Annotated in this window: 10 protein-coding genes; 2 read left to right on the forward strand and 8 right to left on the reverse strand. The window is 61.5% G+C overall.

Features of this window, described 5'->3' with window-relative positions:
• The first annotated feature begins 69 nt into the window (after positions 1 to 69).
• Positions 70 to 1,644 carry an amidase gene (locus tag JQ628_RS22555; RefSeq protein WP_212225450.1) on the forward strand — a complete coding sequence of 525 codons (1,575 nt, stop codon included), beginning with the start codon at positions 70 to 72 and terminating at the stop codon, positions 1,642 to 1,644.
• Positions 1,645 to 1,647: 3 nt separating this feature from the next.
• On the opposite strand, the gene JQ628_RS22560 is transcribed toward JQ628_RS22555, so the two are convergent.
• Both JQ628_RS22560 and cax read right to left on the reverse strand, forming a co-directional pair.
• Entirely contained in the window at positions 1,648 to 2,100 is a 453-nt protein-coding gene (locus JQ628_RS22560) for a potassium channel family protein (RefSeq protein ID WP_212225452.1), read from the reverse strand.
• Entirely contained in the window at positions 2,079 to 3,284 is a 1,206-nt protein-coding gene (gene cax / locus JQ628_RS22565) for a calcium/proton exchanger (protein ID WP_212225453.1), read from the reverse strand. The genes JQ628_RS22560 and cax overlap by 22 nt, the downstream gene beginning before the upstream one ends.
• Before the next feature lie 250 nt (positions 3,285 to 3,534).
• Here cax and JQ628_RS22570 point away from each other — a divergent pair, with 250 nt between their 5' ends.
• A complete protein-coding gene (locus tag JQ628_RS22570; protein WP_212225454.1) occupies positions 3,535 to 5,973 on the forward strand; it encodes a hypothetical protein in 2,439 nt (812 codons plus the stop codon).
• A 66-nt stretch (positions 5,974 to 6,039) separates the two neighbouring features.
• Here the strand turns inward: JQ628_RS22570 and JQ628_RS22575 are convergent, their stop codons facing one another.
• From JQ628_RS22575 to JQ628_RS22600, 6 genes are all read right to left on the reverse strand, one after another.
• Positions 6,040 to 7,155, reverse strand: a complete 1,116-nt coding sequence (locus JQ628_RS22575) for an OpgC domain-containing protein (protein WP_212225455.1) — start codon at positions 7,153 to 7,155, stop codon at positions 6,040 to 6,042.
• Positions 7,156 to 7,382: 227 nt separating this feature from the next.
• Positions 7,383 to 10,727 (reverse strand): adenylate/guanylate cyclase domain-containing protein, encoded by a 3,345-nt coding sequence (locus tag JQ628_RS22580; protein WP_212225456.1) that lies wholly within the window; start codon positions 10,725 to 10,727, stop codon positions 7,383 to 7,385.
• Between the two features lie 403 nt (positions 10,728 to 11,130).
• Positions 11,131 to 12,282 carry an aminotransferase class V-fold PLP-dependent enzyme gene (locus JQ628_RS22585; RefSeq protein WP_212225457.1) on the reverse strand — a complete coding sequence of 384 codons (1,152 nt, stop codon included), beginning with the start codon at positions 12,280 to 12,282 and terminating at the stop codon, positions 11,131 to 11,133.
• Between the two features lie 5 nt (positions 12,283 to 12,287).
• Entirely contained in the window at positions 12,288 to 12,959 is a 672-nt protein-coding gene (locus JQ628_RS22590; RefSeq protein ID WP_212225458.1) for an HAD family hydrolase, read from the reverse strand.
• Between the two features lie 6 nt (positions 12,960 to 12,965).
• The gene (locus JQ628_RS22595) at positions 12,966 to 13,859 is read right to left on the reverse strand and encodes a VOC family protein (protein WP_212225459.1); all 894 of its coding nucleotides are present in this window, start codon (positions 13,857 to 13,859) and stop codon (positions 12,966 to 12,968) included.
• Positions 13,860 to 13,958: 99 nt separating this feature from the next.
• Positions 13,959 to 15,035 (reverse strand): serine hydrolase, encoded by a 1,077-nt coding sequence (locus JQ628_RS22600; protein WP_249128252.1) that lies wholly within the window; start codon positions 15,033 to 15,035, stop codon positions 13,959 to 13,961.
• Positions 15,036 to 15,256: the final 221 nt, after the last annotated feature.

The raw sequence follows: 15,256 nt of genomic DNA on the forward strand, positions 1-15,256 counted from the left end.
CGAAACATACAAGCGGCGCCCGTAGCCGCGCTTTATCCGGTTTGCGTCCCACAACAACAGGCGCAACCCATGACGATCGACCGACGTTCATTCCTGACGATGGCGGGCGCGCTGGCGGCCTCGCCGGCCATCAACTCCGCCCGCGCGCAATCGCCTGCCGCAACGCCGCCCAAGGCCGGAGGTCTGGCCTATCGCAGTGTCGGCGAACTGCGCGCGATGCTCGATGCCCGAAAAGTTTCTGCGGCCGAACTGCTCGATCAGGCGATCGCCCGGATCGAGGCGCATGATTCCAGAATCAACGCGGTCGTGGTCCGCGACTTCGACCGTGCCCGCGCCGCTGCAAGGGTGGCGGACGAGGCGCTGGCGCGCGGCGTGCGGTCCCCGCTGCTCGGTATTCCCATGACGGTGAAGGAATCGTTCAACGTGGGAGGCTTGCCGACCAGTTGGGGCCTGCCGATGGGCCGCGACTGGCGCGCCGCTGATGATGCAGTGGCGGTCGTGCGGCTGAAGCAGGCCGGCGCCATCATCCTCGGCAAGACCAATCTGGCGACGGCGATTGCCGACTGGCAGAGCTTCAATCCCGTCTACGGCACGACCAACAATCCCTGGGATGTCACGCGCACGCCGGGCGGCTCTTCCGGCGGTGCTGCGGCGGCACTCGCAGCAGGATACGTGCCGCTCGAGCTTGGATCCGATCTCTCCAGCTCACTGCGGATGCCCGCGCATGTTTGCGGCGTGTTCGCCCACAAGCCCAGCGCCGACCTGGTGCCGCAGCGCGGCCATTCGCCGCCGCGCTCGCCGGCGCTGCAAGTCGACATCACCTACGGGCTCGGGGTCGCCGGCCCGATGGCGCGAACTGCCGCTGATCTGGCGCTGGCGCTCGACCTGCTGGCCGGTCCCGATGAAGACCAGGCCGGCGCTTACCGCCTGTCGCTGCCGCCGGCACGGCATTCCGGGTTGCGCGGTTTTCGCGTGCTTGTGATCGACGACCATCCCTTGTTGCCGGTGGCGCGCGAGATACGCACGGCACTGGATCAGCTCGCCGGCAATTTGGGCAAGGCCGGCGCAACGGTCGCACGATCGAGCAAGCTGCTCCCCGATCTCGCTCAATCGGCAAAATTGCACACGAAAATGGTCCGCAACTTCGCCGGCTTCGGCGCGCCGCCCGAAATGCTTCAGAAAGCCCGTGAAGAAGTTGCCGCGCTGGCGCGCGAGGACGACAGCCTGATGGCGTGGTGGAAGCGCGCGCCGCTCATGAGCCACCATGAGTGGATGGGAGCGGAGATCGCGCGGGCGCGGCTGCGCCAGCAATGGCGCGAGCTGTTTCGCGAATTCGATGTGGTGCTCTGCCCGCCGTTTTCCGTGCTGGCCTTTCCGCACGACAAGAGCGAGGACCGCGAAGCGCGGTTGATCGACATCGACGGCAAGCCGCACCCCTACACGCTGCTGATCGTGTGGGGCTCGCTGGCGACGCCGCCGGGCCTGCCGGCGACGGTAGCGCCGATCGGCCGCTCGCCGTCCGGTCTGCCGATCGGCGTGCAGATCATCGGCCCGCTGCTGGAGGACCGCACCACGCTGGCGTTCGCCGGGCTGCTGGAACGGGAGTTCGGGGGCTTTGTGGCGCCGCCTGGCATGGGCGGCTAAGGATCATTCGGGAGGACCATCGTGCCTCAGCATCTCGCCGGGGCGCATGGTCGCCAGCGCTCTCCGCAGGACCTCGAAGATCACGGCGGTCGACCAGCCGATCAGCAGCACGCCGTTGAGCGCCGTCATCGGCCCAAGCAGGTTCCAGCGCTGCAACGGGGTGACGTCGCCATAGCCGAGCGTCGTGTAGTTCACAAAGGCAAAATAGAGCAGGTCGGCCTCATCGGATGCAACGCCGATGATCCCATAGGCGAGGGACCAGACCATCACTTCGGCAATATGCGCCCCCATCAAGACCGACATGGTTGCCATCATGATGATGACCAGCCGAAACGTGCCATGAATTGGGCGTTCGCCGGCGCGCCGTACTACCCTCAGCAGAACCACCATCACCATTGCGTGGATCGCAATGTTGCAGAGGCTGACGGCAATGCTTACGAGAAGCTGGCGCAGCATGCGGATCGCTCCGGCACGGCATCAGGAGAGCCGCGCTGGCTGAGATGGAATGCGCCGAGAGCGGCATGCTTTCGCGACCCGGCGCCGTCGCCTTGCGTGCGCGGCGGCAACAGGAAGAGCGTCATCGCAAAGACAAGGTACACCAGCAGCACGAGCACGCCCAGGAACCAGGCCGAACGCCCCCCGCTCGTCATCAGGGATGCGGTCAGGGCGGCGATCAGCATCATGACCACGGCGCCGGGCCAGAATTGCAGGTCCATCGGTGTCGGGCCGATGACATAGCTGAGCAGCACCAGCACCGGCGCGACGAAAAGCGCGATCTGAGTGGCGCTTCCGAGCGCAATGCCCACGCTCAGGTCGAGGCGATTCTTGCGCGCGGCGGAGAACGCCGAGGCCATCTCGGCCGCGCCGCCGACCAATGCCACCACGACGAAACCGACGAATGCGGGAGTCATCGCGAACGCCACCGCGGCCTCCTGTACCGACTCGACGAAGATCTCGCTGACCAGCGCGACCAGTACGGTGACGCCCGCCAGCGTCGCCAGCGCAAGAGTAATCGGCCATGGCGCTTCGCCGGCTTCGGCATGCTCGGCGCCCGCGAACAGCTCGCGATGCGTCCCGAGCGAGAACAACATGCCGAGGCCATAGGCGGCAATCAGCAGCACCGACAGGCCCACGCTCAACATTCCGATGAATGCGGAGTCGGCCAGTGAATCCGCTTGGGCGATCGCCGAAGGAATCAGGATCGCGATCGTGGCCAGAAAAAGCAGGCCGGCCTGTAGCCGGGCATTGGCCCGGTTGAATTCCTGCACGTGGTGCTTGAGTCCGCCGAGCAGGAACGACGCGCCCAGCATGAACAGCGCATTGGCGACGATCACGCCGGCGATCGATGCCTTTACAAGGGTATATTGCCCCGCGCGCAACGCGGTGAGCGCGATGACGAGTTCGGTCAGGTTGCCGAGCGTGGCGTTGAGCAGGCCGCCGACGCTGTCGCCGGTTCTCGCCGCCACGGATTCGGTGGCGTGGCTGAGCAGTGCAGCCAGCGGAACGATGGCCAGGATCGACAGCACGAACAGCAGCGTGTGCGCTTCCGGCTTGAGCTTCTGGGCGACGAACAGTACCGGCACAAAAGCCAGCAGCCACAACAGCGGAGTGTGACGGATCTCTTTGAGCAAGGAATTCACAGGACCCCCCGGGACTGTGGATCGTTCCGTCGCTTGATCGGACGATCTTCCGCGATATCAGGGGTGGCAGCAAGCGCCTCGGCCGTCCACCGGCCCTCATTGCCAATTGACAGCTTGCGGACCCTTGGATTTTCACCCCCGGTTAACCGCTATCTGCGGCTCAATCCGGCCAGTTTGGCCCGCGGATTTGGCGATTTCTTAATGGGCCCGCCCCATAGTCGGGCATCGCGAACCCTTTCCAGGAAGCAATATGGCCATTCATTCTGTCGGCTCCGTGCACGGCGCTGATAATGCCAACCGCCGGCTTGTCCGCTTTTTCAGCATCTGCCTGAGCAGCCTGGCGTTCGTCTATTCGCTGCTGGCCATGCGCATCTTCCTCGAAGGCAGCGCCTTCGCCTTCGCCGACTGGGTGCTCGCCGCCGGAAAGGTCACGCTCGGTGCGGCCGCGCTGATCGTGCTGATCTATCCGGCCTGGCTCGCGGGTCCGCTGGAGCGCTACATCGACGAGATGGGCGCGATGTTCGAGGCCGCCTATGCCGATACTGCGACGGCTGAAAAAATCCGGATGATCGTGCTGGTGACGATGGTCAGCCTCCTGCTCGAGCTGGTCATGATCCGCTGGCTGGCCTCGGTCTTCCCGGTGTTCTCCTTCTTCAAGAATTTCACGCTGCTCGCCTGCTTCCTCGGCCTTGGCGCCGGCTACGCGGTCGCCGAGAAGCAGCCTTGCGCGCCCGGCCTCGTGCTGCCGATGCTGGCGCTGTTCGTCTTCATCATCACGCTGCTGCGCTATGACATCGCCGCGGTCACCGACCTGTTCGCCGGCCTGCCGATGCAGGAGCAGACCTCGATCAGCATCTGGATGGAAAAGCTGAACTGGCATGAGCTGTTCGGCCAGAGCGTGCCGCTTTATCTGCTGCTCGGCACCAGCTTCGTCCTTTGCGCCTGCATCTGCTATCCGGTCGGCCAGCTCTGCGGCAAGCTGCTCGGCTCGACCGATGCGCTGAAAGCCTACGGCCTCAACCTGATCGGCAGCATCGTCGGCGTCGCCGTGCTGTTCGTGATGAGCCTGTTCTGGCTGCCGCCGGTAGTGTGGTTCATGGCCGTGGGCGGCACGCTGCTGTTCTTCGTGCTGGCGCGCGACAAGCGCATGCCGCTTGGGGTAGCCAGCTTCTGCCTCCTGCTCGGCGTGCTCGCCTGGCCGGTGCAGACCGACATCCAGCGCATCTATTCGCCGTATCAGCTCCTGGAGAAGATGGCCAAGTCCGACGGACTGATGAACATCCTCTCGGGCGGCTCCTATTACCAGAAGGTGTTCAACTTCTCGGACGCCAATCGCGGCAATGAGTCCGCCGAGGACAGCTACGTCCGCGCCTATTACGAGTTTCCGTTCCACTTCAAGAAGAAGCCCGAGCGCGTCGCCATCGTCGGCGCCGGCAGCGGCAACGACGTTGCGGCCGCATTGCGCATGGGCGCCTCGCATGTCGATGCAATCGAGATCGATCCCGCTATCGCCTTCCTCGGCAAGAGCTATCACCCCGAGCATCCCTATGACGATCCGCGCGTGACGCTGCACATCAACGACGCCCGCAACTTCTTCCGCACGGCGAAGCAGCAATACGATCTGATCATCTACGGCGTGCTGGATTCCCACACCTCGCTCAGCCACGCCTCGAACCTGCGCGTCGATTCCTATGTCTACACCCGCGAAGGCATCGCCGAGGCGTTCAAGCTGCTCAAGCCCGACGGCGTGGTGTCCATTGCTTTTGCTTTGCCGAACGAATCGCTCGGCTTCAAGCTCTCGCATATCCTTTCCGATATGCCCGGCGCCGGAAAGCCGCTCGCGGTGCGCGTCGGCTACGACTCCAAGACCACCACCGCCTTCATCGCGCAGAAGGGCCGTAATGCCGTGCTGGCCGATCCGAAAGCCTTTGCGCGTTTCGGCTTCGAGGACGTGTCCGCGAAGTTCGCTCAGCCTTATTCGGCGGAAAGCATCCCGACCGACGACTGGCCGTTCTTCTACATGATCAAGCGTACCTATCCGCTCAGCTACATGATCGCGCTCGGCATGGTGCTGCTGCTCAGCTACATGTTCGTGCGCAAGACCATCGGCTGGACCGAACCGATCGAGCGCGGCTACCTGCCGTTCTTCTTCCTGGGGGCCGGCTTCATGCTGGTCGAGACCAAGGCGATCACCGAGCTCGGCCTGCATCTCGGCGGCACCTGGTTCGTGATCGCGATCACCATCACCATGGTGCTGCTGATGGCGTTCCTCGCCAACCTCCTGGTGCAGCGCAAGCTGGCGCCGCGCACCAGCATCGCCTATGGCGGCCTGCTGGCCAGCCTTCTGCTGGGATACTTCTCCGCCCGCAACCATGATTTGATCGCGTTCGGCTCGCCGATGGTCAATCTGATCGTGAGCTGCGTGGTGCTGACCATCCCGCTGTTCTTCTCCGGCTTCGTGTTCTCCTCGCTGATCGCCAAACCCGGCCAGAACATCTCGACCGCGCTGGCCTACAATCTGATGGGCGCGCTGTTCGGCGGCCTGATGGAATACAACTCGATGTATTTCGGCTTCGCCTTCCTGTACCTGCTCGCAATGGGCTTTTACGGGCTGGCCTGGGTGTTCTCGTTCGAACCTGCCATAGCTGCTGCGCGGCGGGCGCGTCTCGCGCGGCGACATGCAGGGTAGGGCGTGCACGTATGAGTGCTTGATATCCGGGGTCGGTGACTGGACCAGACGGTCCTTTGGCGGGCGCTACGATCGCTGTTTGATGGTGATTGACTTCAGCAGGGTTGCTGCCGCGATCATCGCGGCTATTCCGGCCAAGCTCAGCGCTATCTGCATCGCAAGTCCGTCCGAAATGTCGAGCAGCGCCATGTGACTGGCGAATGTCAGCAGAACGCCGAGGCAAAAGATCGGCAGCGAATGCTGGCCACAGCGGATCGCGCCGCGCACCACGGGTGTCGTGAATCCGCGCCAATCCGAGGGCACGAGCCAGCTCGCTAAAACCGCAATGGCCAAAAAATGAAGCAGGCGCAAGGGAGCGAGATTCGATTTGTCCAATGTGCCAAACTGGTTCGCTAGAGCGTGCGGTATCATTGTTTCCAGCCATGTTACCTGCCAACTCAAAGCGATGACCAAGCTGAAGAAGAGATACAGGAGAGAGGCTATACGTATGCCGCGCGAGGCCGCCAGCGGCCGTATTCTCTCGCCCTCGATCATCCACCAGGCGCCAAGCACGACCAGCAACTGCCAGGCCAGGGGATTGAAAGCCCAGTGGCCGTTCGGCCACGCCGGGAGGGTCAAGCCAAAAGCATGCACCAGCGCATAGATGACGAGCGAGACACCAAGCGTCACATTCGGGGCTCTCAGCAGCAGCCACAATAGAGGCGCGAACAGGAGATGAACAAGCACGAAGACCGGCAACACGTCACTGTTGACAGGACGGTATTGCAGGATCGCGGCTCGTGCGAGCGTCTCGCCAGGCTGATCAAACAAGACACGTGTATTGCTCTCATCTGCAAGATGACCGCCGCCGACGAGATGAACCAGAATGGCGCATGCTAGCGTGAGCAGCAGAAATGCAACATAAATGTCCCAACTCCGGCGCAGCGTTCGGCGGGTTACTCCGCTCCAACCCTCACTGCGCTGGGCTCTTCCATAAGCCAGCGCGCAGGATACTCCGGACACGAACATGAAAATTTCCGCGGCATCGCTGAAACCGTAATTCCGCAAGGTGAGCCAATTTCCGATATTGTTTGGGACATGGTCCAGAAAAATCCACCACAGCGCCACGCCCCGGCAGACATCTATTCGAAGATCGCGGCTCTGGACCTTCAGCTCCGGCACGATGGTAATTCGGTCGTGCATGCGGCGTTCTCCGGGCCGCCAGATTGGACCTGGGCTTGATGCGCCAGTGTGAGCTGGTTCACCTTCAATGACTCATTATTCGCATTGTCAGACGAGGCGTGCTTGCGCGTCAGCGTTGAGCCTCTCAAACTTCGCTCGCGACCAGCGAATCGATTGCGGTCATCCACTTTGCGTTTGGTGAATCTTTCCCATTGAATGATCACCTGGGAGCAGGCCGATGCGGCCGATCAAGCAGCGCGTTCCAATCGCGCCTTTGCTCTTATTAGATCCGGCGTGTTAAAACCTTCGCTAAAACATCCATAAACCTGGCTGAGGCGCGAGTGGCACTTTTGGCTGCCTGCTGTCCGCTCGAACAAGTCACACATACTCAAACACGCTCTAAGCTCAAATGATTTGGCTTTTTGCGTACGCGCGACCTCAAGGCCTTTACATAGATAATGCTCGGCCTGATCCAGATTGTGGTTCGATCGGAGATGTGCTTCACCCAGCAGACGATATATTTCCGACGCGTAAAAGCGCTCGGAGTTTTCGACATTGAGCCTCGACCGTGCCTGATTCAACGCATCGAATGCCTGCGCGTGACGGGTGTGCTTGATGCATGCATCCGCCATTAATCCCAAAGAGTACGACTCCAGTAGTAAGGCCCCGGTTGCTCGCTCCTTTTCAAGGCCCTCTTGAATTTCGGCGATACCCTTTTCAAACTCGCCTTGCTCCGCAATAGCCCACCCGCGCAGAATCATCGCCATGGCAAGATAGTGCACAAACTCATGCTTTTCGCAGAATGCGATGGCGGCGATGGCTTCGCGTGCAACAGCTTCGGAGTCGCCCCGGAGTTGATGCACGCGAAGACCTATCGTTCGAGCAATTGCTTCGCTGAACGGATGTTGAGATGAAACTGCGTACCTGCGAGCCTCTGCGCAGCGCCGCAATGCCTGATCTGGATAGCCGAGTAGCCAAAGTGCCATGCCGTCGTATGACCTGACGTGAACCCGCGGATCTTGCGCCGACAGTTCAAGATAGGAGGCGGCCTCGCTGTCTTCGCAGAGGTTGACACTACATTCCATCTCGGCGTGGGCGGCGGCAAAATTGCCCTGCGCGAACAGGGTAAATCCCGAAGCTTCGTGGGCAAGAACTTTGTAGACCGAATTGTCGACGTTAGCGGCACTCTTGAGCAAATGTTCGGCAAGGGTTTGAGCCTCGCCAAGCGAAGCACGAACGTAATTCCAGGTCCATAAGCCGAACACCGCAGGAAAGACATGTTCGTCAATGCCGGCCCCTTTGGATAATTGAAGCGCTTTCGTGTACGCCTGCTTTACGTTATCGGTGCTCCAGCCTTCAATCGACCGGAGGGAGTTGCCGAGAGAAATTTGGAGGAGCAGCTCCGATCTGTTGCGAAGTATCGGGGCGTCAATCTTGGGAAGCTGATTTAATCCTTGCTTCAAATGACCGATTGCTTCGTGGTGTGCCGAGCGGGCCGCCGACTGTTTTCCCGCTTTATACCAGTAGTGCAACGCCATTTCGTGGTTTCTCGCTTGAGTGTAGTGGTAAGCGAGAATCTCGGGCTGAGTTCGCTCGACATCGGGAAAGTTCTCCTGGAGACTTTTGGCAAAAGCGGCGTGAAGATGTACGCGACGGCTTTTTAGAAGCCCGGCATACGCCGCATCCCGTACTAACGCGTGCTTGAAGGTATATACCGCGTTGGGAATTGTGCCTCGACAGAACATCAATTCGGACCGCACCAACTGGTCGAGCGCTTCGTCCAATTTCTGCTTCGGCAGCTGCGCGACAGCGCTGACAAGTTCGTAGTGAAATTCGCGACCTGCGACGGAACCGATCTGAGCCACATCCCGCACCGGCGACAGCCGATCAAGGCGCGCCATGAGCGAAGCTTGCAAGGTGGTCGGAATGGCGAATGAAGGCAGAGGACCATCAAGAACAAATACGCCGTTCCGCTCTCGCAACAACCCGCCCTCGAGCACCATCTTGGTCAATTCTTCGATGAAGAGAGGCACCCCGTCGGTGTGTGCAAGAATATGTTTCATTACTTCCTTTGGAAGGGCCTTGCCGCCGGTTACTCGCAGGACCAGCGCTGCGCCATCGCGTCGGCTAAGGCGGGTGAGCGGAATGGTCGTTGTATGAGGATAGCTCGGCCAGGGGGAAGTGAATTCGGAGCGTGCCGTGATCAGCATCAATGTCCGAAGCCGCGGGACTTGTTCTACAACTGTCGCCAGGAGTTCCAGCGAAGTTGGATCAATCCAATGTACATCTTCGGCAACAATCAGAACCGGCTGTCTCGCCGCCAACCCTTCGAGTTGGGCCAGTAAGGCCGCAAAGGTTTTCTCTTTGCGCTTCTGTGGAGTGAGGTCACGCAGTTCGTGATGGTCACGAACCGGCAACGTTAACAGGCCGGACAGAACTGCGAGGTGTTCGGGATTGTGCGTGGATTGGGCCAGCAGGGCTTCAAGCTTGCATATCTTTGTCTCAGGTGTATCGCTGAGCAGGAACCCTGAAGCTCGTTCGAGTTGATTGATAAACGGGTACAGTGCGCTGTGGGTATGATGCTCAGAGCAATAATAACGCAACGTGGTGTGTGGTTCGTCCTGGAGTCGCTCATTGAACGCCAGCGCAATGTGCGACTTGCCGATGCCCGGCTCTCCTGTAAGGATCACGATCCGGCCTTCTTCAAGCGTCGCTTGTCGCCAGCGGCGTAACAGCAGCTCTAATTCCTCCTCGCGCCCGAACAGAGGTGGCAGCTTGGCAGTGTGCATTGCTTCAAAGCGGCTCTCGACGCCGCTCGTTCGCAGCACTTGATAAACTTGAAACGGCTCCGTCCAGCCTTTCAGCGTGACAGGATCGAGGTCGCGGTAATGAAACTGTCCCTCAGTGAGCCTGCGCGTGCTCGCGCAGATTAATACAGTCCCGGGTTCTGCCAGCGCTTGCAGGCGCGCAGCGAGGTTGGGTGTCTCACCGACAACCTCTTGCTCCGCCAGGGCTTCCTCAATCAGAAGGTCGGCAACAACCACAGTGCCGGTTGCGATGCCGATGCGAACGCGCAGCATCTCGGGGACATTTCGGATCCTGGCTATTGCATCTATGAGTGCGAGCGCGGCGCGCACAGCCTGCTCCGCATCATCTTCATGCGCTTGCGGGAAGCCGAAGTAAACCAGCGCCCCGTCGCCCATGTAGCGAGCAATCCTTCCGTTGTGGCCGGCTATGATGTCAGCGATGCAGCTGTGATAGGTAGCAATCAGCTCTCGCATGTCCTCCGGGTCAAGCCGGGCTGCAATAGCTGAGGAGCCAACCAGGTCGCAGAACATCACTGTGAGGTGGCGCCGCTCGCCGTCGCATCGCCTCGGTTCGGACGTTGTTATCGCAGGTTCAGGCGTAGCTGCGCCTTCATGCTCCGCGATAGCGCGCAACAGCTTGCGACGGTGACCCAGCAGGACTCCAAGCTCTTTCAGGTCCCGCTCCGTCAGATCGCGAAGGACCGAGATGTCAATGCCGTTTTCGACGAAGCGCTGGGCGTACTCTGCCAAGCCGATTGACTTGAGCCATTCGGTGACGCCTTTCATGGGACGGCGCCTCCCGCCCGCTTTTCGGGCCCAGGTGAGTTGACGCCACACAGCGTATCACACGCAGCGAGAAAGTGTGCGCGTGGTGAGGTAGAGTCAAATTTGAGCGCGTGGCGCCGCAGTCAGCAACCAACACTCGGCTCCAAATGGCTTTGAAACTTTTGAATGATGTGAAATGCCCATGTTGCGAAGGCGCTAGCAGTTTCTCCAGGCGTATCGATCCCGATCAGAGAACCAGGATTTGCGGAAGTAAGCTTCTTATGGCGTATGGACAGTCAGCCGAACGTGCGACTTCGGCTATAGTCCAAGCGGATATGCTCTTGCCCCCGCGATGTCCTCCTCTGAGGTAAAGGTAACATCGCCTTGAAGAGCATTTGCCAGGACGGGCTTATGAGTACACGCCTCAATCTTTAAGGCGTCGTCTCAGCACAGTGACGAAATGGTCGGCATCGGCTTCGTCGTTGAAGACGTGAGGCGAGATGCGGATGCGGCCAAGACGCAGTGCCACGTAGATGGCATTGCCGGCCAACGCGTCGACGAGTGCCTTTGCGTCCACGTTCTTTAGGCCGAGGCTCAGGATGTGCGGCGAGCACAGTTGGCGCGCCGGTATGTGAACACCGAATTCGCGCACGCCTTCGGCGATCCGGTCCGTCAGCATGGCGATCCGCTCGGCGATGCGCGCGGCGCCCCATTCGGCGACCATTTCCATGCCGATCGCCGCCATCTCCATCGAAATGAAATGATCGCGTTCGCCCATGTCGAAACGTCCGGCATCGCCGACATAGCTCAGGTCGGTGAAATAGATGGCATTGTCGGCGCGGACGTCGCGGCGGCCGGCCGAGGTCTGTTCGAGCGGAATGCCGCCCTGATGCCGCTTTGCGATGTAGAGAAAGGCCCGTCCGTACGGGCCGAGCAGCCATTTGTAGGTGGGGAAGATCACAAAGTCAGGATCGATCTGTTTGACGTCGAGCGGCAGCACGCCCGCGCTTTGCGTCGCATCGATCAGGAAGAGGGCGCCTTGGCGCTTCAGTACGGCGGCGACCTGTTCGATGTCGATCAGCCCGCCGTCGGACCAGTGTACCGACGAGATCGAGGCCAGCGCGACCGGCGGCGCGCCGGATCGCTCGACGGCGGCGAGAACTGCCGAGGTCCAGTCGGCGTCGTCGGGCTGCCGGACCGTCTCGACGGCAAAACCATGCGTATCGGCGCGGGTCCGCCATTCCAGCACCGGCGAGGAATGATCGTTCTCCAGCACGATGACGCGCGTCCCGCGCGGGATCGTGAGCAGCTTGGCGGCTGTCGCAACGCCATAGCTGACCGAGGGGATCAGCGCGATATCGGCGGGATCGGCGTTGATCAGCCGGGCGGCCGCGAGCCGCGCGCGCTCGTGCTGCCGTCCGGCAAAACCGGCATCGAGCAGCCATGGTCTGCCCTTGCGGCCGATGGCGGCGCGCGCGGCCTCCTGCGTCTTCAGCGGCAGCGGGCTGTAGGACGCCGAATTCAGATAGCAGACATCGCGCGGGATATCGAACAGCTCGCGTTGCGAGGGCAGCATGTGCATCACCAGTTCATTGTCGCCGCGACCAAATCGATCAATTTTGAGTCGTCAAAGTTTTCGGCAGTTGCAAGCGCGCCGGCTTCGATCAGATCAGCATGGCCAAGGCTCGTTCTGATCCCGATGGTGGTAATGCCGGCCGCGGTCGCCGCTTGAACACCGGAGCGCGAATCCTCGAATGCGACGGAAAATTTCGCTGCAGCGTTCACCGAGCGCAACCCTTCAAGATAGGGCAGTGGATGCGGCTTGCCGTGGCTAAGTTCATCGCCGATCACAACGCGCCTGAACCGGTCTGAGATCCCAAGGCCCGCCAGCAGCATTTCGGCATTGAGGCGCGGCGCGTTGGTGACCGCGACCATCGGCACGCCGGCCTGGTCGGCGCGCGCCAGCAGCGGCATCAATCCAGGCAGCGGTTTGATCTTCCCGGCAACCAGTTTACGGAAAGCGGCTTCCTTCTCGTCCATGATGGCCAGGCGGCGCTCCGGCGGTTCGTCCGGCAGAAAACGCTCGCCGATGGACGCGTTGGAAAAGCCCATCAGTTCGTTGCTGGCGCGGGCTCGGTCAAAGACGTGGCCGCGCGGACCAAACACCTTGTTAAAGGCTTGCAGGTGCAGCGCATCGGTGTCGGCGAGGGTGCCGTCGATGTCGAACAGCAACGCCTTCTGCGAACAGGGCATGCGGACCTAGCGCCCGTCGTACTGGTCCGGCCCCATCGCATAATCCCATTGCTCGTGGCCGTCGGCATAGGTGCGGTTGGTCACGGCCGGATTGCGGTTGATCAGCGGCCGCAGGTACATCGGGTGCGTGGCGCTGCGCACCTCGTGCTCGACCGTGAACAGGTGTTTTCCGTCGGCGAGATCGACGATGTCGCGGAAGCGGTACTGGTACTGGTTGTCTTCCTGCGAGACCAGGCCGCGCTGCTGGAGCTTGCGATAGGGGCCCGAAAAGTCCGTGATGTAGATCTGCACGTGGTGGCCGTCGTAATCGGGCTGGGCGAGGTCGGTCTCGCGGAATTGCAGATACTGGTTCTTGCCGACCTTGGCGCGCGCGACATTGCCGTCGCCGTTTCTGAATTCGGCCGGAATGCCCATGATCTCGGGATAGAACGCCGCGATCGCCCTGGCGGTGCCGGGCGCCACGTCGAACTCGACATAGGGAATGCCGAGCGTGATGCGCCCGAAACGATCGGCGTCCGGCTCGTAGCAGCGGATGCGATTGCCCCACGGGCATATCGCCTCGACATAGTCATTGTGCTCGCTGAAGGAAAAGCGCGTGCCTTCGAGTTTTTTGGCGACGGACGACAGCCGCTCGAGCAGGGCCGCGCGTCCGGAAATCACGAGGCCGGTATGGCCGCGCAGCACCTGCGCTTCGCTGGCCGGCAGATGAAACTGGCTGCGGCCGACATTCACCCACATGTTGCTGTCCGACACCATGATATAGGGATCGCGGGTCAGCCCGAGCCCGGTGACATAGAACAGCGTTGCCAGCCGCTGGTCCGGCACGGTCACGTTGACATGTTCGAGATGAGTGGAATTGCCGAGGTCCTCGGCGGCGCGGTCGAATTGTTGTTGTTGCATGGACGCGTTTCCCGGATGCCTGGCCGCATCATAGTCAAGCGTGAGGCCTATTCCAACAACGCGGGGCGGGCGATCGGGTCCCCCGGCTGCCGGGGCCGGCTAGTGTCCGACGATCGACTGCCGGAAGATCGGCTCCAGTCGCGCCAGTGCGGGAAGCACCCGGTAGCGGGCGATTTCATGCGGGAACTCGGCGCGGTTGGCCAGCAGGATAATGCCGACCTTGCGCTCGGGTATGAAGCCGACATAGGCTGACGCATTGTTGAGCCCGCCCGGCTTGTCGACGACGTCCATTCCCTCCACCGCAATGTTCTCCCACGCCATCGCTTGCCCGAACTTTTCATCGACCCGGAACATTTCGTGCTGGGTCATCTGTAGCGCTTTGCGCAATTGCGGATCGGCCGGCCCGCCGCCGAGGCAGGCGGAGAGGAGGATGGCGAGGTCCCGCGCTGAGGAGAACATCTGCCCGGTGCCGGGGAAGTCATAATAGCTCTGCTGGTTGCCCGGCGGACCGATCGGCATGCCGTCATGGGAATAGCCCTGGACGACGCGCTGCATGAATTTTGGATTCATGACGGCGCGGTTGTCCGGTCCGCGCGCGGGAAGCAGCGTCGAATTCATCCCGAGCGGCCTCAGGATGCGGTTTTCGATGAGCTGATTGATCGGAACGCCGTAGCGGCGCTCCAGCGCGAGCTGGAGCAGCACGTAACCGGCATGGGTGTAGATGCGCTGCTTGCCCGGCTGTTCGCCTGCCGGCGGCGTCCAGGCGTTGAGAACGCCGAGAAATTCGGCCAGCAAATATGACTCGTTGGGCCATGGCGGGTGATCCGTCGCCAGCAGCAGGCCGGAAGTATGGGTCGCAAGCTGGCCGATCGTGACCCGTCGGATATAGTCGCCGTTCAATTCGGTGACGTATTTGCTGACCGGATCGTCCAGCCGGATTTCGCCGCGCAGCGTTCCGAGCGCGACCAGTGCAGCCTCGAACACCTTGCGCACCGACGCTACGTTGAACAGCGTATCTGGTGTGATCGCCCGTTTGCTGGAGCGATCGGCGAGACCGTAATTGAAGAACTGGATGTGGCCCGCGATGTACACTGCGGCGGCTAGCCCGCCGGCATCGCCGGCCGTCGCCGCAGGCGCGAAATTTTCCGCTACGATGTCGCGAACGCGTGCGTTCAAGTCCAACTCTTTCACTCGCGCCGGACCGGGCAGGAAAACGAGCAGAAGGATAACGCCCGCGATGAACGGGAAGCGCCACGAGCTCATGTTGCCGGCGCCATCTCTGGTTCCGGACGACAGCTCATCGATCGCTCGGCTTCCTTCGACATCGCAGTCACCGTGGCCTTGTCCCGCCGGCGGCAACTATAAGCGTCGGCGAGGCAATCGGGATCACATTCCGG

Source organism: Bradyrhizobium lablabi, assembly GCF_018129385.1.
Lineage (GTDB): Bacteria > Pseudomonadota > Alphaproteobacteria > Rhizobiales > Xanthobacteraceae > Bradyrhizobium > Bradyrhizobium lablabi_C.